Source organism: Alteromonas sp. H02 (genome assembly GCF_059682525.1).
This window is the reverse complement of record NZ_CM185021.1, coordinates 5028398-5048718: the sequence shown is the minus strand read 5'-3', so window position 1 is coordinate 5048718 and position 20321 is coordinate 5028398. Positions and strand designations below refer to the sequence as shown.

Genomic DNA, 20321 nt, shown 5'->3' with positions numbered 1-20321 from the left:
CGTCTCTTTTTGTTATTTATTGACCGTATTCAGCGCCTAACGAAAGGGGATAACCTGGCGCTGGGCCTGACACACACAAAACGTGTTTCAACTTTTTATTTACGCGCATTGACGGCCATTTTTTCTAAGGCTCGCTTATAACGCATTTTGACGGTACTGAGCTTCTGGTCGACTACCTGAGCAATTTCTGTAAATTCCAAATTGCCCGTCATTCGAAACACAACGATTGAGCGTTCTTCTAGCGTCAGTAAATCTAACAGCCGACTCAATTCAACTTGCTCTTGCGATGCCTCTTCATTACCCAGGCTTTGGCTTTGCTCCAGCTCGGGCAAGGTTTCATCAAATTCAACGTATTCCGCTTGTTTCCTTCGAAGCCTGGTTAATGCCTGGTTATGAGCGATTTTGTACAACCAGGTTTTCAGACTCGAACGTTCTTCAAACTGCGTTATTTTATTGAACACGATGAGTAGCGTGTCGCTTACCGTCTCCTCCGCTTCTTCGGCTGACTTTAAATAGCGGTAACATATTTGTGTTAGCTTCTGATGGTATCGGTGAAAAATCGCTTCATATGCTGTTGTGACATAGGGAAGCTGAAGTTTCGCAATACGCACCAATTCGTCATCACTGAGTTTTGACAGCCGATCAGCGAGACGAAGGCTTTCGTTCTCGTGATCGTTCATGCCTCACCTCATGTTTTTTTATTCGTTCGCTTAGGTGCACTCAATTTCGTTGTGATGAATTTGCTCGAGAGTAAATCTTGATTGGGGACGCTCAAGCGTTTACCGTCTGCATTCTCGATCACGGTGTTCACGGTACTCACCTCTACCACATTGCCCACAAAACCTTCGAATTCAATTTCATCACCTGGCATCAGTTGCTCTCTTGCGTAAATTCCAGAGACAATGCCATTGGCTACCGTTTGAGTGCCTAAGCCCAATGCCAATGCAAGCGCCACACCTAAGCTAGCGATAATGACGGTGAAGATGGTGTTAAGCAGCTCGGTCTCTAGCTCTAATTGACCTATCACCAGTGAAAATGTGATGAACAAAACCAGTAGCTGTAGCACGCGCCCCGCAGCCGCCCCGTATTCGACACCCATGCTTTCTAACGAATTTTCTAATTGTGACTTGCCGTTTTTGGCAATAAACAACCCAATCAGCGTAATAATCAGTGCGCCAAACAGTTTGGGCAGATACAAAATAAACTCATCTAAAATGGCAGAAAACCTGTCCAGACCGAGGGTTTCAGATGCAGCAACCAAGATGATCAGAACAAAAAACACATGCAGCAGCTTGCCAATCAAATCCGACGGCTTTGTACTAAACCCAAGCGTTTTAATCATTTTCTCGACACCGAGTTTGGTGCAAAGCTTGTTGAATCCCAATTTTTCAATCAGTTTCGCCACCCATTTAGTGATGAGTTTTGAGATAAACAAGCCAATAAACACCACAATGATGGTGGCGAGTAAATTAGGTAAAAAACCCGCAATTTCTGTCCAAAATCGATTTAAAGCGTTACTGAATGATTGTGCCCATACGTTAATGTCCATGGTCTTCCTCTTTTTTGATTGTTATGTGTTCTAAATGATGCGTCTTTCTTTTGCTTCTTTATGTTTTTCAAGTTGTCGTTTTGCTGAATAAAGTGAGGCACCAAAACCTAAAAAAACGACCCAAATCCAACCAACAAACATGCTGGCTACATCTTTAGCTGCAGTGACTTTTTTGCCATCTGCCAGCACTTTTTCTAAACTCTTGTGCTCATCAGAGTGGTTAAGGTCCTCACTCATCAGAGCTTTGAGTTTTTCCTCATCAAGCGCCATATTTTTGTCTCCCAGTACTTAAGAGCCGCGAGTAAACTCGCAGCCCCACCTATCATGAATTAATAATTAAAATTTCTACACGTCGATTCTGCGCGCGACCTTCTGCAGTTTCATTAGTCGCAACGGGTTTTTCCTTACCAAACCCCTCAGACTCCATGCGAAGTGCATCAAACTTACCGACTTTGACTAAAAAGTCAGCCACAGTCAGTGCACGTGCTTCAGACAGGCTCAAATTGAGTTCACTGCTGCCTGTTGAGTCAGTATGACCTGAAATCTTAATTCTGGGGTTATCAAAACGCGAAATGGCCTCGGTGATCTTGTTTAACAGTGCAAAGTTGTTAGATTCAATTTCGCTGCTTCCCGGTCTAAAAGAAAAACCGTGGGCGCGGATAAGCACATTGTCCAACTGGCGATATACCGTCGCTTCGTTCTCTAAAAACAATGCCTGGACACCCGCAAATCGCGCATCTTCCTCGCGCTTGGCCTGCTGCTGTCGCTGCACTTCCATCTGAGCTTGCAGCACAGCTTGGTCTTTATCTCGCTGCAATCGCGTCTCACTTTCGGCCGCTAAGAGCTTGGCTTGACTGAGTTCAGACTCCAATGTCTGGATAGTGAGTAATAAGCTTTGCGCTTCTTCTAACTCTTGGGCAATCAACCGCCTACTGTCAGAAACAATATCCTTGGTCGGTGTATCAAATGCCATTTCGCTGTGTAACGGTGACATCACATACGCCAATTGCTCCTGAAACCATAAAATTTTCTGTTCTTCACTAAAGTCACTGTTCTCAAAATACTGCTGAATATCAGTAAGATGCTTGGCGCGATTGACCAGACTTATGGTTTTGTTGGCGTGCACGTTTGCTTGAACGATATTCGTTCTATCTGCTTCTAAGGTGTCCAAGGCAAGGCGGTATTCATCTTGAGCTTGTGCCAATAGAACGGGCGCGCTGTCGTCCAAGTCTTGTTTTTTTGCACTTGCAAGCGCCTGCTCGGCAAAGCTCAGCATATTGGTTTTCAATGCCGCAAGTTCAGCCGCTAAAAACTGATTCTTTACATCGTTTAAGTCGCGCTTGGCCCTGTCATCTTCGCCGTCTTCAAGCTGAGCAAGCATTTTTCTGAATTGCACCTCAGCTTCATTAAACTGCTCTTTGACTAACACATGTGCATTCACATTAAGGGCTTTTTTGCGTGCAGTGAACACGTCATCAAACACATAGTTGGCTTCTTTTACCTGTGCACTTGCTGCATTAAATGATTGGATGGCACTGGTTGCCAGTTGTGCCACATTGGCTTTACCTGTTTTTGCTGCTGAAAGGGCTTTTTCATAGTCACGGATTGCTACTTCGACGTTGTCGGGCGAAAAGAGTTCATGATTTTGAGACTCAGCAGTGGCTAATAACGACTTAGCTTGGGCTAGCGCTGGAAATTGCTCTAGAACTTGAGTCTCTGTTTTAACTGCCTGTGTTGCACAGCCAGACACTAGAAACACCGCCACTGAAATAGCGATAATGCTTTTTTTCAAACCTTTTTTCATGATGCTCCCCCTTTGGAAAACAAAGTTGTTAATTAGTTTTGAATGTAGACGAGGGCGATCAAACAAAAGTCACAATTTTTTTGAAGATTGTGACTTTTTGCTTAGCCGATGCGTCTTAGCAGGCAGAAATTAGGGAAGTGAGATTTACATGTCTGAACCGTTACCCCATCTTATTGAAGAAATTATTGAACAATCATCACAGGATATATTGAGCAATGATGTGACTACCGCGTTAGCACAAGCGGATGACAAAGCGCTTGCACTCTTATTGGAATCATTGCCGATTGATGAGCGCTTGGCGTTATGGGAAACCATTGCTGCCAAACGCAAGCTGGGTGTGTTGATTGAAATGCGCAGCGACCCGCGTGAAGTGCTGATTGAAAATACCGACGCTAATTTATGGCAAACCTTTTTCATTGACATAGAAGCAGAAGAGTTACTTGAACTGGCCGATTCATTGCCTAGCGCCCTTTTGGAGCAAGCCTATGCCGCGATGGACAAGGTGCAGCAAGCGTATTTTGCACAGGCCAATGAGTATACTGAAGAGCAAATCGGCCACTGGGGAACGCATGAATTTTTATCTTTGCCCATCAACGCAAAGGTACGTGATGGCCTGCGTTTAATAAGACGTGAAATGCCAAGGCACTGCGATTTGATTTTTTTGACCAACCGCTCGGGGCAATTCTCAGAGGCGGTGCCGATTGCGCTTTTACATGCTCAGCCGGAGCATGTGCCTTTGGTTGATATTGCACTAGACGATATCAACACAATCATGGACACAGAGTCTTGCCTTATTGCATCAAAACAGGTGCAACTGTCGGGCTTTGGTGCACTTCCCATCGTTGATGAAAATCAAAAATTGATTGGGCGTTTGGATGTCACTACCGCCGCCGAGTTGTCGTTTGAGGAGTATGAAAGGCAGCTTATGGCCGGTGCCGGTATGGATGAAGATGAGGACTTGTTCTCGCCTGTCAGAAAGAGTTCGCAAAATCGTGCAATTTGGCTGGGCATTAATCTCCTCACTGCATTTCTGGCCAGTGCCTTTATTGGCATGTTTGAAGCCACGCTGCAACAAGTCGTTGCTCTGGCAGTGTTGATGCCTGTTGTTGCAAGCATGGGGGGGATTGCGGGAAGTCAAACGCTAACCTTGATCATACGTGGTTTAGCGCTTAATCAGGTGACGCCAGCAAACGTAGGCGCCCTGCTTGGCAAAGAACTCAAGGTGGGTGGTTTAAATGGTGTGATATGGGCCATCGTGATTGGTGCGGTGGCGGTAGCATGGTTTGGCGATCCTATGTTAGGTGTCGTGATTGGTTTGGCTATTTTGCTCAACATTATCGCTGCGGCAACCGCGGGTATTTTTGTGCCGGTATTGTTGGATAAGTTGAAAATCGACCCAGCACTATCTGGCTCTGTCATTTTAACCACTGTCACCGACATCGTCGGTTTTGTTGCCTTTTTGGGGCTTGGCACCTTGTTTTTGCTTTAGTTTGTTTGAAATTTTAATCGTGCAGTAATAGGAAATTTTATGGAATTTACGCTCTCCCAACAGGAACTATACATTTGGTTGGGTATTTTGTTTTGTATCTCTCAATCGGCCATGTTTTCAGGCTTGAACTTGGCATTCTTTTCACTAAATCGTTTGCAGCTTGAAATGGAAGTGTCTCACGGGCACAAATCTGCGCAAAAGATATTAAAGTTGCGTCAAGATTCAAACTTCCTTTTGACAACCATTCTATGGGGCAACGTAGGAATCAATGTACTCTTAACTTTGTTATCTGACTCTGTGTTGATTGGTGCGAGTGCGTTTATCTTTTCCACTGGCTTTATCACTATTTTTGGTGAGATCCTGCCACAGGCTTACTTTTCACGAAATGCGATGCGCATGGCGTCCATATTATCGCCGGTTTTGCGTTTCTATCAGTTTGTTTTGTATCCGGTCGCCAAGCCATCTGCTCTCATATTGGATGGCTGGTTGGGCAAAGAAGGTGTGGAGTACATGCGTGACCGCGATTTGCGCCGCGTGCTGAAACAACACGTCGAAGCAGAAGAGGCCGAAGTCGATCACGTTGAGGGCATTGGCGCGCTGAACTTTTTGGCTATTGATGATGTCAGGGTGTCTCAGGAAGGTGAGTTAATATCACCTGAATCAATTATTCAGCTTCCAACCAAAGTGGATTTTCCGATTGTGCCTGACTTTGTGCGCGACAGCTCTGATGAACTTCTCCGTAAAATCAATGCCAGCGGGCATAACTGGGTCGTGCTGGCGGATGAAGAGAATCAACCCCGTTTGATTTTGGATGCTGACGGTGCACTGCGTGCCGCCTTGTTTGATACTGATAAGCCATTTGATATCTATGATTTCTGCCATAGACCACTGATTGTGCGCGATGAAAACCTCACGCTTGGCGATGTGATTTGGCACTTGAAGGCACAAGAATCTTTGGATGCACATCATGATGGCACGATTGAAGTGGACGTCGTATTGGTCTGGGGCAAGCACCCGCGTATTATCACCGGTGCAGACATTTTGGGACGACTGCTCAAAGGGATAAGCTCTGCCATGCCTGAAACCCTGCTATCGAATGTTACCGCGGCTCAGGCTGATGCAGAAAAGCAACATGAGGATAAACGTGAAGCGCCAAAGGATTTAAGTGCATCCGTCTAATGCCTTTTAATTGAAATGGGTCAAGCCAAGGTTCTTGTGATTAAGGGGTTGTAGAAAATTTGACCTTTTTTTATTTTAATTGTGACTTATCCCATGTATGTCGCGTCTTCCTCTATATCATCGCAAAATTTTGAGTAGAGATAATGAACACGCGACATGCAACAGGAAACCAGATACACGCAACGGAGTCCGTTCCAGGCTCTTGGACTAAGTGCCTTCGCGGTGAAAAGCCTGGCGTATCTATTCTTCTTATTGCGCAAACAAGCGATGAGCCCTTCAACGGTACGGAAATTATTCGACGTCTCAATGGCATCAAGTCGCTTAAGATTGCTTCAGGGACGCTTTTGTGCCATTGCTTTGACGACAGCGTGTCGTCGGATGAGCTGGCTGAGTTTGAGAAAAAACACGGTGTGTTTGACATCATTATTGAACTTAAACCTACCCCGTTTCACTTTAGCCACCTACCTCAAGTCACCACCACGCTGGCCGACAGTAAAATGCAAGATATCGCACACGAATTCGGTGCCCCCGTACTCATTAATCAAACTCAATCGCCTACTCGATTGAGGGCAGCGATACACAATCCAAAGGCCAAATGGTTAGCCTATGAGCTAGGACAATCTGTTCACACCAACGCCTTGAGTGTATGGGCGGGTGTCAAAGGGTTACTTAACGTAATGGCTTATTTGGGCATGATTGACTGTGCGTTGTCTCGCGTGGGTAACACAGAGCCTTTTGTGGCCTACTGCAATCAATGGGTGCACGCTAGGACCTCTGGCATTATTCATGAAAACGGGAAAATAGCGTTAAACGCTATCGTTGAAGCGGGTCAAACTCTAGCAACCATTGAAGATTTAGAAAATGGTCTAAAACACCCAATAGTCGCCCCAATGTCAGGCATGATCATTGGGAAACAAAACAGTCGCTCCGTTGATGTAAACTCACCACTTTTCCATATAGCATCCATTGCAAAAGCTGTTACGCCTCAACAAAACATAGCGCGAATAAACCAAGATTATTATCCAAAAACATCGGGTGAAGTCTTTCCACTACAAGTGCCATTTATTTTTTAAATAAGGCTGTGATTTTTGTGACTTAGCATCTCCTTAGTGCATCTAAATAATTAAGTACTAGTTGTGAAACTTAAGCTTTAAGGAGAATTAAAAATGAAAAAACACACATTAGCGCTATCTATTGCAACCGCTTTATTGAGTTCAGCGTCGTTCGCACAAGAAAAAGACATCTGGATGGGTGGTTTTGCTGAATACTACTATGCGGATAAAGACAAATTTGAGTTCACACCTCAAGATCGTATCGACTGGGGCTGGGGATTGGAAATAGGTGAACGCTTCAACGAATCATGGGCCGGTCGCTTTGAGTATGCGCGCATTGATTTGGAATCCTATGAGGGTCAAGAGTCGATTGACGGTTACCGTTTCGGTTTTGATGCGATGTATTTTCCCTTTCAAAGCAACACCTATGTCTTTGCAGGTTTGAAACATCAGTCGCTCGATAAAGGCTACGGTTTGGGTAACGTGGGTATCGGCCATCACTGGTCTGTGTCCGAGAAATGGAAAGTGATCACTGAGGTCGCGGCTTATCATGATTTTGGACAGTCACATAAAGACTATAGCGCCAAGATTGGATTGGCTTACCAGTTTGGATCGTCGGGCACATCATCAGTGAAGCCTGTAAAAGCAACGCAGCCAGCAGAGGTCGTGAATTCTGATTCAGACAATGATGGCGTAGTTGACAATAGAGATCGTTGTCCGAACACGGCGATAGGTGTTCGTGTCGATGCATATGGCTGCGCTATGCCGGTAGATTCAGACAGAGATGGCGTCGTTGACAGCAAAGACAAATGCCCTAACACGCCTCGTACTGATAAAACGGATGCACAAGGGTGCACCCTGTTTAAAGAGACACAGGACAGTATTGCGCTTGAGATCAATTTTGCTCAAAACTCAAGTGAGGTGATTGATCCAAACGCGTCTGATTTGCGCCGGTTTGCAGACTTTATGAAAAAGTACCCGGATGTGACGGCGATGATTGAAGGCCATAGCTCAGCACCAGGAGAGGCAGATTACAACCAGTGGTTGTCAGAAAAACGCGCCAATGCAGTCGTGCAAGTATTGATAAATCAATATGGCGTATCTGCGCAGCGTTTGTCTGCGGTTGGATATGGTGAAAGCCGTTTGCTTGATACAGCAGACAATGAGACGGCACATCGCATTAATCGACGAATTGAGGCAAAACTCGTAGTGAACAAGCGAGAAAAAGTCCTCAAATAAAGCCACGTTATAAAAGCGGCGAAACTCTTCGCAGCTTTATCATTTATTTTTCATTATTTTGTGACTTTTCCCATATCTGTCGCGTCTAGGGAAAAAACGAAAGGGAAAACCTATGAAAATCGCAATTTTATCTAGAAACAAAAAACTGTATTCAACTAAACGCCTAAAAGAAGCAGCAGAAGCCCGTGGTCATGAAGTCGATATCATCGATACACTTCATTGCTACATGGACATCACCAGCAACAAGCCTTCGGTCAGGTTTAAGGGACAGCCATTACCCAAATATGACGCCATTATTCCCAGAATTGGCGCGTCGATTACGTTTTATGGTACGGCAGTTGTGCGTCAATTCGAAATGATGGGCGCGTTTAGTGTTAACGAATCAGTGGCGATCAGTCGTTCGAGAGACAAATTGCGCTCTATGCAGTTGCTTTCAAGAAAAGGCATAGGCCTTCCTCGTACTGGCTTTGCGCACAGTCCTGACAGCGTAAAAGACTTGATCGCCAACGTTGGTGGCGCTCCCGTGGTCATTAAATTGCTAGAGGGTACACAAGGCATTGGCGTAGTACTTGCCGACACGAACAAAGCGGCAGAAAGCATCATTGAAGCGTTTATGGGAATAAAAGCTAACATTCTGGTCCAAGAATTTATTAAGGCTATGTTCGGATTAACTGTTGTTGAATCGAAAAGAGCCTGTTTTCGTTAAGGTTTTCTGGATTATCCATAAACCTGAACCAACCCAGGTAGTGTTCCAAGTATTTTGTGGCTACTCCGTGAAACCGTTTTATCCACGCTTTCAGACGGCTGTGATAGGCGTTAACATTTTGAATGTGAAAGACTTTATCTATCACCTTAATTCCTCCTGCCACATCTAAGCGCTTGTGTATTAAATCATTTTTCTCAGAAAGAGCTATGTAGGGCTTATAGCCATCACTACACAACACACTGTCTTTCTCTAATTTTCCTGCTAGCTCCTGATGCAAAGCTTCCGATGTAACACTTGGCACAACGGCTTCATACGTACTCTTAGCTCGGTCTCTGACCGTTAAAACTGGCACCCAATCATCCTTTGAACGTCCTCGTTTTTTCGCTTTCACCCCTCTTTTACGGGGCTGACGAGTCATCCGTTTTGAGCCTTTCTCTGAGTAGGGAAAAAGTGTTTCGTCTGCCTCGATAATGCCTTCTAATTTGCTCGCTTTCAGTGCTGATGGTAGCGCCAAGAATCGGTGCCGCCACCTGAACGATGTTTCAAGGTGGAGGCCACATTCTTCGGCACATTTACGCAATGGCTTACTGTCCAGCATACAGCGAATATATTCTAACCAAAGCTCTTTGTACCTCAGTCGAGCTAGCGGTGTCGCCGTTGTCGCTACAAAGGTTTTGCCGCAGTTCTTGCAGCGATAACGCTGCATCTTGTTTACCTTGCCGTGCCGATTGATCAGTGAGCTATGGCAGTGCGGACATTCAGGGTTTTCAACCATCCGCTCCTCAAGCTCTGTTATCAACTGTGAGACGCTATCAGTGCCTTTCAGCAGCTTCTCAACATAACGGGTTTGACTATCTGTTAAGTGTTCTAACTCGGCTATAAGCTTTGTAAATTGTGCTGGGATCATGATCAACCCTCAATAACTGTATTCATATACAGTATAGCAACAATTTAGCAGAACATAGCCTTTATTAAAGAGGCAGGCGGTGCTGATATTCGTTGTTTCGTTGTTGGCGGCAAGGTGGTGGCTGCAATGAAACGTCAGGGAGCGCCAGGCGAATTTCGCTCGAATCTTCACCGTGGTGGCAGCGCTGAACTTATCAGACTCACAGCAGTTGAAAGAACAACAGCAGTGTCTGCAGCCAAAGCAATGGGGCTGAATGTCTGTGGCGTAGATTTATTGCGCTCATCGCATGGACCTGTGGTCATGGAAGTGAATTCATCACCGGGATTAGAAGGGATTGAAGCAGCAACAAACAAAGACGTTGCCAATATGATCATTGAGTTTATAGAAAGCGCGAAAACTAAACCGCATAACACCAAAACAAAAGGTCAGGGTTAGGCTATGACAGGTTCACCCTCGCTTTTTATTGGTGACACGGAAATAAAGCCGGGTAGCAGAGTCAAGCTTCAATTGACCTCCGCAAAGCTTTATACCGATACGGATATGGCTATCCCTGTTGAAGTGATCCGCGCAAAACGCGCAGGGCCCACTTTTTTTATCAGTGCAGCCATCCACGGTGATGAGCTTAACGGTATTGAGATTGTGAGGCGATTACTCTCGTCAGATAAGTTCAAGCTAGTCCGTGGCACTTTGATTGCTGTACCCATGGTAAATGTCTATGGCATGTTGACACAAAGCCGGTATATGCCTGACAGGCGCGATCTGAATCGCAGTTTTCCTGGCTCAAGCAAAGGTTCACTGACAGCACGACTGGCCAATTTATTTCTGACCGAAATCGTCAGTAAATGCGACTACGGTATCGATTTACACACTGGCGCTATTCACAGGAGCAATTTGCCTCAGATACGTGCGAATCTCGAAGACGAAGAAACACTTGCGCTAGCAAAAACCTTTGGGGTCCCAGTGTTGTTAAACGCCAATCTTCGCGATGGTTCGTTGCGGCAATCGGCGTCTGAGTCCGGTACGCGTATTTTGCTGTATGAAGCCGGTGAAGCGTTGCGGTTTGACGAACTGTCAATTCGCGCAGGAATAAAGGGCGTGCATAACGTCCTTGCTAGCCTCGGCATGATCGCAAAACGACGGCGTAAAAAACCCAACATTGAACCATTTATTGCAAACAAAAGCTCTTGGCTGCGAGCGCCGGAAAGCGGAATTGTGCGGGATGTTAAACATCTTGGTGATCATGTCAAAAAAGGGGACGTGTTGGCGCACGTTTGCAGTCCAACGGGTAATTACGTCCATGATGTTATTGCGCCGCATTCGGGCATCATTATTGGCAAGCAGAATATTCCGTTGGTGCAAGAGGGCGATGCCATGTTCCATGTCGCACTTTTTGAAGAGCCAGAAGACGTTGCGGAAAACTTAGACCAGTTGATGGAAAACTTGATGCCCGAACAGATGCTTCCATTTGAAGAAATTCAGTAACACAGGGGTAAGAAGCGTGAATAAATCGAATATCAATAGAATTGTGATCACCGTGCTGGTTACGCTTTTTCTTGTATTTATTTTGCAGAATCTTGAACACGTATCCGTGCCCATTCTGATATGGGATGTAGGTATGCCCAGGGCGCTTTTAATCGCCGTGATTTTTCTTATTGGCGTAGTTGTCGGTTTGCTACTCAACAAGAAACCCAGGTCAATATTTAAGTAGTTTTTTTAGAGAGATGACTCAAAAGCGGACTACAACACAGTCCGCTTTTTTATTAGGTACGTGTATGAAAAAATTGAATAAATTTCTCATCAAGAGCGGTTCTCTTGTTGTGTTTCTCCTGACAGGAGTTTGGCCTGTTTTTGCGTCAAATACCGGAGGTGTACCTGCGCCAGCAATCAAACCATACAAAAAAACAATGTCTTACAGAGCGGGATATTCACCTGCAGAAAATAGTAACGATGAAATTTATATTCATCGTATACATTTCCAGCAGTCATTCAGCGAAACGTCTCGCTGGAGAATAATCGGGCAAATGAGGGATGCCCCCTGTGTCAGGATAGTTGTCGCCTCAGTTTTTCATAGTATTAGACAGGGTGCGGAAGTTAGGCATGAGTGAGACATTATCCAGAAGAACATAAAAAGGCAGTGGTTAGTAAGTTGATTGAAAGCGGTTTATCATTACGCCAGTTTGCGCAAAGAGAAGGTATTAGCCTGTCTACGTTGTATGGTTGGCGGGACAAGTATACAGAGGCCGATTTCAGTTTGACTAAAAGTAATACGCCAGAGAATTGGACCGCAGAGCAGAAGTTTTCTGCGGTGATAGAGACTGCTGCCATGTCGGAAGTTGAGGTAAGTGAATACTGCCGGAAAAAGGGCCTTTTCCCGGAGCAAATCCAGCAATGGAAACATAGCTGTATCTCCGGTAATCAATCCGAGGCGGATAAGCGTAAACAGCAGGCCCAGGAACGTAAAGCGGATAAGAAACGCATTAAAGAGCTGGAAAGAGAGTTAAAACGCAAAGACGCAGCGTTAGCCGAAACTGCTGCGCTTCTGGTGCTTAGAAAAAAGTTAAATGCCTACTGGGGGGAAGACGAGGACAACTAACCACGTTCTCAGATAGGCAATACTATATTTCACTGATTGATGAAGCCGTTAGTGCGGGGGCCAGAAAGCACAAAGCCTGTGGCATCATCGGCTTATCCCTGCGCACGTTACAACGATGGCGGGACGCGGATGGAATTTGTGCAGATAAGCGCCCGGAGGCGAGCAGGCCGACGCCTGCAAATAAGCTAACTGAGATAGAACAACAAGCCATTTTGGATATCTGCAATGAAGAGCGGTTTGCCAGTCTGCCGCCCAGTCAGATTGTGCCCATGTTGGCCGATGAGGGAGTTTATCTGGGTTCGGAATCCAGCTTTTACCGTATATTGAAAGCCAATAATCAGCTTAGCCACAGAGGCAAAGCAAAACCCAAAGGTACACTGGCAAAACCTGATGGATTTACGGCTACGGGTCCCTGTGAAGTGTGGACCTGGGATATATCGTACTGCCCCTCTACGGTCATTGGTCGGTTCTTTTATCTGTACATGATAATGGATATTTTTAGCCGTAAAGTTGTGGGATGGGAAGTGTATGATTGCGAGTCTGGTGATCATGCCGCTAACCTCTTGGAACGCACGCTATGGTCTGAGAAATGCGTGAATGACGAGATAATCTTACATTCTGATAATGGCAGTCCGATGAAGAGCCTGACCATGCAAGCTAAGATGATTGAAATGGGCGTTATCGGCTCACGTAGCCGTCCCGGTGTCAGTAATGACAACCCTTACTCAGAATCTCTGTTCCGCACAGTCAAATACTGCCATAGATGGCCGAGTGAAGGCTTTAAGTCGCTGGAGGAAGCGCGAGCCTGGGTGCGAGATTTTGTCCGCTGGTATAACACCGAACATCGCCATAGCCGCATAAGATTCGTTACCCCAGAGCAGCGACACAAAGGTGAAGACCAACAGATACTGGCAAAGCGCACTGAGTTATATGCCGAGGCAAAAGTGAGAAATCCAAGTCGTTGGTCTGGTGAAACCAGAAACTGGGATAAGATCGGAAGCGTAGAGCTAAATCCGGAGAATAAAAAAGAAGCAGCTTAACAGCTCAGGCGACAACTACCTTGAAAAACGCCGGATGTGGGTTCTGGGTGCGTATTCTGATGTTCTCGATCGCTGATTCTGGCTAGCCCGATCAACTCTATTCCGGTCATTCGATCACAGACTTTTTCTTCACCACCCGATCAGTCTTTTATGCTTGTTAACTTCTTTTAATTTTAAAGAGGAAACAAGTATGTCAAAACCTACTGACATAGAACGCGTTAAAGCGGTTCTCTATCTTAAGCTTGATGAAAACCTCAGTAACCGGGACATCGCCAGGAGACTGAATGTGGGGGCTGCCACTATATCTGATATTCTCGGTAAATTCAGAACCCTGGATTGTGGCTGGCCGTTACCTGAGCATGCCTCCGATCAATGGCTACATCAGTCACTTTATCCTGACAGGAAAGCGGGCCGTATTAAACCTGATTATGGCCTGATGGATATTGAACTGCGGCGTAAAGGTGTAACTAAACTGCTGCTCTGGGAGGAATATCAGGCTAATTACCCTGATGCTTGCTATAGCTACAGCCAGTTTTGCGACAATTATCGTGAATGGAAATCCCAGCAAAAGCGCTCGATGCGATTTACGCATAAAGCAGGCGAGAAGCTATTTATCGACTTCTGTGGGCCGACATTACCGATTGTAAATCCCGGCACCGGAGAAGTGCGTAATGCCCAGGTCTTTGTTGCGGTACTGGGCGCGTCAAACTACACCTTTGCGATTGCCACAGAAAACCAGAAGCTCGAAAGCTGGCTGGAGGCGCATGTGGCTATGTTTGCCTTCTTCGGCGGCGTGCCGCAATTGCTGGTACCGGACAATCTCAAGTCAGCGGTCACCAGAGCCTGTCGATTTGAACCTCAGTTGAATACAGCTTACCAGTCATTAGCGAATCATTATGGCTGCGCCGTGATGCCTGCAAGACCTCTGAAGCCAAAAGATAAAGCGAAAGCAGAAAATGCCGTACTCATTGTGGAACGATGGATAATGGCAAAATTGCGGCATCAGGTCTTCCATACCTTATCAGGCCTTAATGTTGCTATTCGGGCGTTACTGCATGAACTGAATCAGAAACCATTCCAGCGATTACCGGGAAACCGACAAACCTTGTTTGAATCGCTGGATAAACCAGAGCTGGCCCCGTTACCCACAACACCATGGGAATACACTGAAATCCATATTGCCAGAGTCGGTATTGATTACCATATCTTGTACAAAGACCATTTCTACTCAGTTCCTCACCTCTTTGTCGGCAAGTCAGTTGAAATACAGGCTTCTAAGCGGCTTATTCGGATTTACTACCAACGCGAGTGCATTGCACAACACATGCGTAGTGACCGAAAAGGTGGCTTTACCTGTGTTGATGAGCATATGCCTGCCAATCATCAGCATCAGAAATGGTCACCCGGAAGACTCAAGAACTGGGCAAAGCAGATCGGCCCTTCCACACTTGAAGTCACCGACGCCATTCTGCAAAGCAAACCACATCCAGAGCAAGGTTATCGGGCCTGCCTTGGGCTACTTAACCTTGCAAAGAAATACGGCGAAAGTCGCCTGGAACAAGCCTGTCGCCGGGCTATTGATATAGGTAATCCCTGTCGAGCCAGCGTGAAATCGCTGTTGCACACCCACCTTGATAATGCCCCGAAAGTGGATGACGTTGAAACGCCCAATCTCACTCATCACAACATCCGCGGCCCTAAATATTACAAATAAGGAACTCAAATGAACGATCTACTCATCCAACAATTACAGCAACTGCGCATGACAGGGATTGCGGATATGTTAAAACAGCAACGCGCTCAACCCAACACCTACTGTGAATTAGCCTTCGAGGAACGGTTGTCCCTGCTGGTTGACCATGAAATGAACCAAAGACGGACAAACCGCATCAACCGACTTCGTAAACAGGCACGACTCAGGTTAAATGCAACACCGGAAGAACTGTCATACGACAATGGCCGCGGATTACAAAAGCCAAGAATGGCCGATTTATTAAATGGCGGATATCTTAGTCATCATCAGAATATCATTGTTACCGGAGCCACAGGTGGCGGTAAAACCTATGTAGCTTGTGCGCTTGGTGAACAAGCGTGTCGCCAGGGAATACGTGTTGGTTACTGGCGATTACCACGATTAAACGAGCACTTACACATCGGCCACGCTGATGGCAGTTACACCAAGCAGCTAGCAACGATAGCGAAACAACAGCTACTGATCCTGGATGACTGGGGACTGGAAAAACTCACCGTCAAACAGGCAACAGACTTACTGGAGGTGGTAGAAGACAGGCACGGCGTAAGTAGCACCATCATCTGTAGTCAGCTACCTGTAGAGCAATGGCATTCAATGATAAGTAACGGCACGGTTGCCGATGCGCTACTAGATCGCCTCATCCACAATGCTCACCGGATAACCCTCACTGGGGAGTCAATGAGAAAGCAACAAACCATGAGGTAAATACCTGTGGCAGACTGCGGTCTGCCACAACTACTGATCGGGCAAGCCATAATACCAGTGATCGGGTGTATCAGAATTGGGGTGATCGAGAGGCCGGAATTAGTGATCGGGAAATGCCTAATACGCAACGCATGTGTGTATTTTTATACTGGTTATCTTTTTGCGAAAACAATGATGGTCTAAGTCAACCGCGAACTGCATCTTCTGTTTCGTGCAAAACTGAAAAAGAAAAGCAGTGCTACTCGCTGCTTAACAGTGGTACAAGCCTGAACGAAACTGCAAAAATTATTGATAAAAGTCGGACTTACGTAAAATCTATTGCGCTCAAATATGGCCAAACCTCCCGCCTTGCGCCAAAACGTATCAATGTTAATGTGCGCAATAGTATTGCTAACATGGCTTCTAAAGGCTGGAATAGAAACGCTATAGCGAAACACTTTGGTGTTTCTACGGGAAGTGTTGAAATGGTTATATCGTCAATTACCGGCCTCGTCGACCGTCGACGTCAAATAAAATTCGAATCAATGAGGCGCAGATACCGAGTAACAATCTTACGTTTTTTAGCCTCTCGACCAGATGCGATAAGGAAGACAGTTTTTGCGGAAAATAGCGCTGCTGCCTATTGGTTATACCAAAATGACTATGCTTGGCTAATGGCTAAATTACCTAAGGCTCAGCCCGCCCAATTTTTGCGCTAAATTATCAAGCTGAATCCATATCGAGATTCTTTGCTTGTAGCCTTTATTCTTCTGTATCAAATTTCTCTCTTCTTCAAAGCACTTGGCATACTTTATTTGTCACTTGGCAAACTTTATTGATCATCTTCAAGTGATCTGAAGTAATTAAAACGAAGACAGATGAAATTAGAGCGAAGACGAAGCTTTAGTAGTTTAGTTCATTTAATACGTTTGGGTGCAAAAGTAGATGTGATTATCTCTCGAAGAGAGACAAATCTGACTTTGTCTCTTTTTCCATCATCTAAACTAAACCTAAACTAGCTCATCATCTTCTTCGGCTAACGCTTCTTCAACACTCTTAAATTCGTTGAGTGCCCCTGTAAGTAACTCTACAATTTCGTTTGCAATTTCCGAAGGGGATAACAAATTCTCCGTATCTTCTAATGAATCATCTCTAAGCCATGAAATATCGAGGCTCGTTTTATCACGAGCTATGATTTCATCGTAGCTGTACTCTCTCCAGCGACCATCAGGTTCTGGCCCTCCGTCTTCTTCACGTTCAGCTTCTTGCCATGTCGCTACACGTTGTTTTAGATTTGAAGCGCAATACAAATCAACAAATTCATCACTCAAGGATTTACAGCGAGTGTTACAACGTCTTGGTCCATACTGGAAATTCATCCTGAATGACTGGCAATCCGATCGTGCTGGAAATCGTGAGCGCGTGGCGTTTGTTTATGATGCTCGTATGGTGGCGTTCACCGGGCTTGCGGCGGAAGCAGCACCCGCGCGAACCAAGCAGGCGGCAGATTACTTTACGTCCCAGTCGTGGTGGCGCTCGCCCTATCTCGCCAGTTTTTGTGCCGGTGAATTTGATTTTATTATGATGGCTATGCATGTCCGATGGGGCACCAAAGCCGGGCGAAAAGCGGAGTTAAAGGGGATTGGTGAGTGGATAAAAGCACGCTGGGATGACAGTCAGGACAGGGTTTTTGACAAAGATCTAATTGTCTTGGGTGACTTTAATATCCCGCGCATTGGCGATGCGTTTTACGAGGCACTGACCGCAGAAAGCGGACTGCAAATGCCTGTTGGCCTGGCCGGGGTGGTGGACACGGCGGCCAGCTCAGCGGTCAAAAACTACGATCAAATCTTACACCGCTGTGATGACACGGTCTTTTCTGACCGTGGTGGGGTCATTGATTTTTCACGAGGCGGGTTTATGGAGACGGAATTGTTTCCTGAATTAACCTATACCGAGGCGACCTACCAACTGAGCGATCACTTTCCGCTTTGGATCCAGTTAAAAACGGACAATGACAGGCTCAGGCTGGATCGTGCCATCGGGATATAAGCCACGTGTGGGGGCCCGCCAACTGCGTCCCTGCCTGTATTCACCCGTGTCATTGTCATCCCATCGCGAGAAACCGCAGGGTACTCGCGTCCCGTTCCCGTTATCTAAGCATGATAACGTTGAACAATTTTTGTATACTACGCACCGCCTCGAGCGGCTTTAACGCTAACGTATTTTTTTTAAATATCATCTTTTCTCTTGTTTCAACACTGGCTACGATAGGGAGAAAGAAAAGGACTCTGCATGGCAACGGCATACGCACAGGTTAATCCAAACTTGCTTCGGTGGGCGCGGGAACGCGCTGATCTCACCCTGGCTATGCTTGCGAAAAAGTTACACACCACCGAAGACAACGTGGATGCGTGGGAAAGCGGCGCAAAGCCTATTACGATGCGCAAAGCCATGGAACTGGCTGAGAAAACTTACGTGCCTTTTGGGTTTTTATTTTTGCATGAACAGCCCAAAGAGACGCTGCCCATTCCGGACTTGCGGACGGTGGACAGTGAGCCGGTAAGAAAGCCCAGTGCAGAGCTACGCAAAGTGGTACAAACCACACTGACGAAGCAAGCCTGGTATAAAGATTACGCCCTGGAGCAGGCCCATTCTCCTTTGCCCTTCGTCGGACGCTTTACGACGACAACCCCTGTTGCCACCATCGTGGATGACATGCGCCAGGTGCTGGGCGTGCCGCCGCACCCGACGCGGGGAAGTTGGGAGGACTACCATAAGGCGTTGATCGCACGTATTGAAGCCGTTGGGGTTTTGGTGATCCGCCAGGGTCACTTGGGCCATCACACCAAACCGCTCTCTGTGAGTGAATTTCGCGGCTTTGCGATTGCGGATCCTATTGCACCGGTGATCTTTATTAACCTCGCGGATGCCCCCGTGGCACGGTTATTTACGCTTATCCATGAATTGGCACACATTTGGATTGGGCAAAGTGGCGTCTCTGACGGGGCCGATACGAGCCATCGACAAGAGGAAGTGCTGTGTAATGCCGTGGCAGCGGAGTTTCTGGTGCCGGGTGAGGAGTTTCGTGCATTGTGGCAGCCTGCTGAGGACTGGAAAGAGAATCTGGGGCCGTTAGAAGCCCATTTTCACGTGAGCCAATGGGTCTTAGCACGACGCGCACTGACCTTGAAGTTTATTACCGCCGACGACTATCACCGCTTTATTGCCTGGTTGAAACAGCAATACGATGAGCGGGAGCGCACGGGAAGTGGGCCGAGTTATTATGTGACGCTGAAAAGCCAAACCAGCGAGCGATTAGCACGGGCGGTGCTGTCTGAAACCGCCAGTGGCCATGTGTTATTACGCGATGCAGGCCAGCTATTAGGGATGAAGCCGGACAAAATTGCCACGTTTGCGAAAGGATACGAGCGTTGAATTATTTGATGGATGCAAATACGTATATTCAAGCGAAAAATGTGTATTACAACATGGACTTTTGCCCCGCCTTCTGGGACTGGTTAGAAAAGCAGTTTCATGCGGGGCAGGTGATGAGTATTGACAACGTGTACCTTGAGCTCACCGACTCGACCGATACCTTATCGCAGTGGGCCAAGGCACATAAGGCCCATTTTGTCTCGGTGGCCGATACGGCGACGCAAGCGACGTTTACTGACATCGCCAATTATGTGGTGTCGCTGCCAGGCAAATCCCCGGTGGATATTGCCAATTTTCTCAGCAAAGCCGATCCGTGGCTTATCGCCAAAGCCATCACGACCGGGGCGACGGTGGTGACGCACGAAAAGGTGGTGGATCCTGCCAGTAAAAAAGTCAAAGTCCCCAACATTTGTCAGCAATTCAACGTCAGTTATATGAACACCTTCCAACTGCTCACGCAGTTACAAGCGCAGTTTGTGCTGGGCAATTAAGGCGCTGCTGAGGGGGATAACCCCCGGATGAAGTGCAGCGTAGTGACCGCGCATCTTCAGGTTGTCGACAACGAAAACGTGCGAAAATACACGCGCTGTCACAATGTGCTGACCAACGGCGTAAATTCCCCTATTTGAGAGCACAAATCCCGTCGCTGACCCCTAGGTTGAGTCATTGAACATAATGTCTTCTTATGCGCCATTACGCCCATTTTGTCGTTTGAGTGCATATTCGCCCTGAACGTGCCATTTCTCGCACTTTTCGCAAACCGTCACCGACGACCCACAGGGGGAGCCCCAAGAAACGCTCATGACGCATCAGCGCTGGGATGGCGCATTCGTGATAAGCTTCAAGTGAAAGAGGGGATCACACTTGCTTAAACCGTGGAGCGCTCCT

Annotated in this window: 18 protein-coding genes and 2 pseudogenes; 14 read left to right on the top strand and 6 right to left on the bottom strand. The window is 46.6% G+C overall.

Annotation, left to right across the window (positions count from 1 at the left end; translation table 11 throughout):
- Positions 1-95: 95 nt before the first annotated feature.
- The 4 genes from AC566Q_RS23355 to AC566Q_RS23340 are packed head-to-tail and all read right to left on the bottom strand — an operon-like array spanning position 96 to position 3353.
- On the bottom strand, positions 96-680 hold the full coding sequence (locus AC566Q_RS23355) for a sigma-70 family RNA polymerase sigma factor (protein WP_499611782.1): 585 nt from the start codon (positions 678-680) through the stop codon (positions 96-98).
- An 8-nt stretch (positions 681-688) separates the two neighbouring features.
- On the bottom strand, positions 689-1549 hold the full coding sequence (locus AC566Q_RS23350) for a mechanosensitive ion channel family protein (protein WP_499611779.1): 861 nt from the start codon (positions 1547-1549) through the stop codon (positions 689-691).
- Positions 1550-1579: 30 nt separating this feature from the next.
- Positions 1580-1819 carry a hypothetical protein gene (locus tag AC566Q_RS23345; protein WP_499611776.1) on the bottom strand — a complete coding sequence of 80 codons (240 nt, stop codon included), beginning with the start codon at positions 1817-1819 and terminating at the stop codon, positions 1580-1582.
- Positions 1820-1871: 52 nt separating this feature from the next.
- A complete protein-coding gene (locus AC566Q_RS23340; RefSeq protein WP_499611773.1) occupies positions 1872-3353 on the bottom strand; it encodes an OmpA family protein in 1482 nt (493 codons plus the stop codon).
- Between the two features lie 148 nt (positions 3354-3501).
- Between AC566Q_RS23340 and AC566Q_RS23335 the strand changes: the two genes are divergently transcribed.
- The 5 genes and pseudogenes from AC566Q_RS23335 to AC566Q_RS23315 form a co-directional block, all read left to right on the top strand.
- Positions 3502-4842 carry a magnesium transporter gene (locus tag AC566Q_RS23335; RefSeq protein ID WP_499611770.1) on the top strand — a complete coding sequence of 447 codons (1341 nt, stop codon included), beginning with the start codon at positions 3502-3504 and terminating at the stop codon, positions 4840-4842.
- Positions 4843-4881: 39 nt separating this feature from the next.
- Positions 4882-6021, top strand: a complete 1140-nt coding sequence (locus AC566Q_RS23330) for a DUF21 domain-containing protein (protein WP_499611768.1) — start codon at positions 4882-4884, stop codon at positions 6019-6021.
- A 143-nt stretch (positions 6022-6164) separates the two neighbouring features.
- On the top strand, positions 6165-7094 hold the full coding sequence (locus AC566Q_RS23325) for a succinylglutamate desuccinylase/aspartoacylase family protein (RefSeq protein ID WP_499611765.1): 930 nt from the start codon (positions 6165-6167) through the stop codon (positions 7092-7094).
- Positions 7095-7187: 93 nt separating this feature from the next.
- On the top strand, positions 7188-8312 hold the full coding sequence (locus tag AC566Q_RS23320) for an OmpA family protein (protein ID WP_499611762.1): 1125 nt from the start codon (positions 7188-7190) through the stop codon (positions 8310-8312).
- A 112-nt stretch (positions 8313-8424) separates the two neighbouring features.
- Positions 8425-8988, top strand: a pseudogene (locus tag AC566Q_RS23315) (RimK family alpha-L-glutamate ligase); the annotation flags it as partial.
- Here the strand turns inward: AC566Q_RS23315 and AC566Q_RS23310 are convergent.
- Positions 8969-9925 (bottom strand): IS1595 family transposase, encoded by a 957-nt coding sequence (locus AC566Q_RS23310; RefSeq protein WP_139336491.1) that lies wholly within the window; start codon positions 9923-9925, stop codon positions 8969-8971. The pseudogene AC566Q_RS23315 and the gene AC566Q_RS23310 overlap by 20 nt on opposite strands.
- Positions 9926-9985: 60 nt before the next feature.
- Here AC566Q_RS23310 and AC566Q_RS23305 point away from each other — a divergent pair.
- From AC566Q_RS23305 to AC566Q_RS23280, 6 genes and pseudogenes are all read left to right on the top strand, one after another.
- Positions 9986-10360 (top strand): annotated as a pseudogene (locus AC566Q_RS23305) (ATP-grasp domain-containing protein); the annotation flags it as partial.
- 3 nt (positions 10361-10363) lie between these two features.
- Positions 10364-11407, top strand: a complete 1044-nt coding sequence (locus AC566Q_RS23300) for a succinylglutamate desuccinylase/aspartoacylase family protein (protein WP_418092847.1) — start codon at positions 10364-10366, stop codon at positions 11405-11407.
- 619 nt (positions 11408-12026) lie between these two features.
- Positions 12027-13558, top strand: a protein-coding gene (locus tag AC566Q_RS23295) for an IS3 family transposase (RefSeq protein WP_499607952.1) whose coding sequence is annotated in 2 segments (ribosomal slippage) — positions 12027-12489 and positions 12489-13558 — 1533 coding nt in all. Because the reading frame shifts where the segments join, the coding sequence is not laid out codon by codon here.
- A gap of 190 nt (positions 13559-13748) precedes the next feature.
- Positions 13749-15272: an IS21 family transposase gene (istA, locus tag AC566Q_RS23290; protein WP_499611757.1), complete on the top strand. Its 1524-nt coding sequence runs from the start codon at positions 13749-13751 to the stop codon at positions 15270-15272.
- A 9-nt stretch (positions 15273-15281) separates the two neighbouring features.
- Positions 15282-16016 carry an IS21-like element helper ATPase IstB gene (istB, locus tag AC566Q_RS23285; RefSeq protein ID WP_071979584.1) on the top strand — a complete coding sequence of 245 codons (735 nt, stop codon included), beginning with the start codon at positions 15282-15284 and terminating at the stop codon, positions 16014-16016.
- Positions 16017-16129: 113 nt separating this feature from the next.
- Positions 16130-16714: a TnsD family Tn7-like transposition protein gene (locus AC566Q_RS23280; RefSeq protein WP_499611754.1), complete on the top strand. Its 585-nt coding sequence runs from the start codon at positions 16130-16132 to the stop codon at positions 16712-16714.
- A gap of 291 nt (positions 16715-17005) precedes the next feature.
- Here AC566Q_RS23280 and AC566Q_RS23275 read toward each other — a convergent pair whose 3' ends face one another.
- The gene (locus AC566Q_RS23275; protein WP_499611751.1) at positions 17006-17326 is read right to left on the bottom strand and encodes a hypothetical protein; all 321 of its coding nucleotides are present in this window, start codon (positions 17324-17326) and stop codon (positions 17006-17008) included.
- Positions 17327-17339: 13 nt separating this feature from the next.
- On the opposite strand from AC566Q_RS23275, the gene AC566Q_RS23270 reads away from it, so the two are divergent.
- The 3 genes from AC566Q_RS23270 (at position 17340) to AC566Q_RS23260 (ending at position 19924) form a co-directional block, all read left to right on the top strand.
- Positions 17340-18047: an exonuclease/endonuclease/phosphatase family protein gene (locus tag AC566Q_RS23270; RefSeq protein WP_499611748.1), complete on the top strand. Its 708-nt coding sequence runs from the start codon at positions 17340-17342 to the stop codon at positions 18045-18047.
- Between the two features lie 243 nt (positions 18048-18290).
- Complete coding sequence (locus tag AC566Q_RS23265) at positions 18291-19433, top strand: XRE family transcriptional regulator (RefSeq protein WP_499611745.1); 1143 nt, start codon at positions 18291-18293, stop codon at positions 19431-19433.
- Complete coding sequence (locus tag AC566Q_RS23260) at positions 19430-19924, top strand: DUF4411 family protein (RefSeq protein WP_499611742.1); 495 nt, start codon at positions 19430-19432, stop codon at positions 19922-19924. Before AC566Q_RS23265 ends, AC566Q_RS23260 begins: the two co-directional genes overlap by 4 nt.
- Positions 19925-20321: the final 397 nt, after the last annotated feature.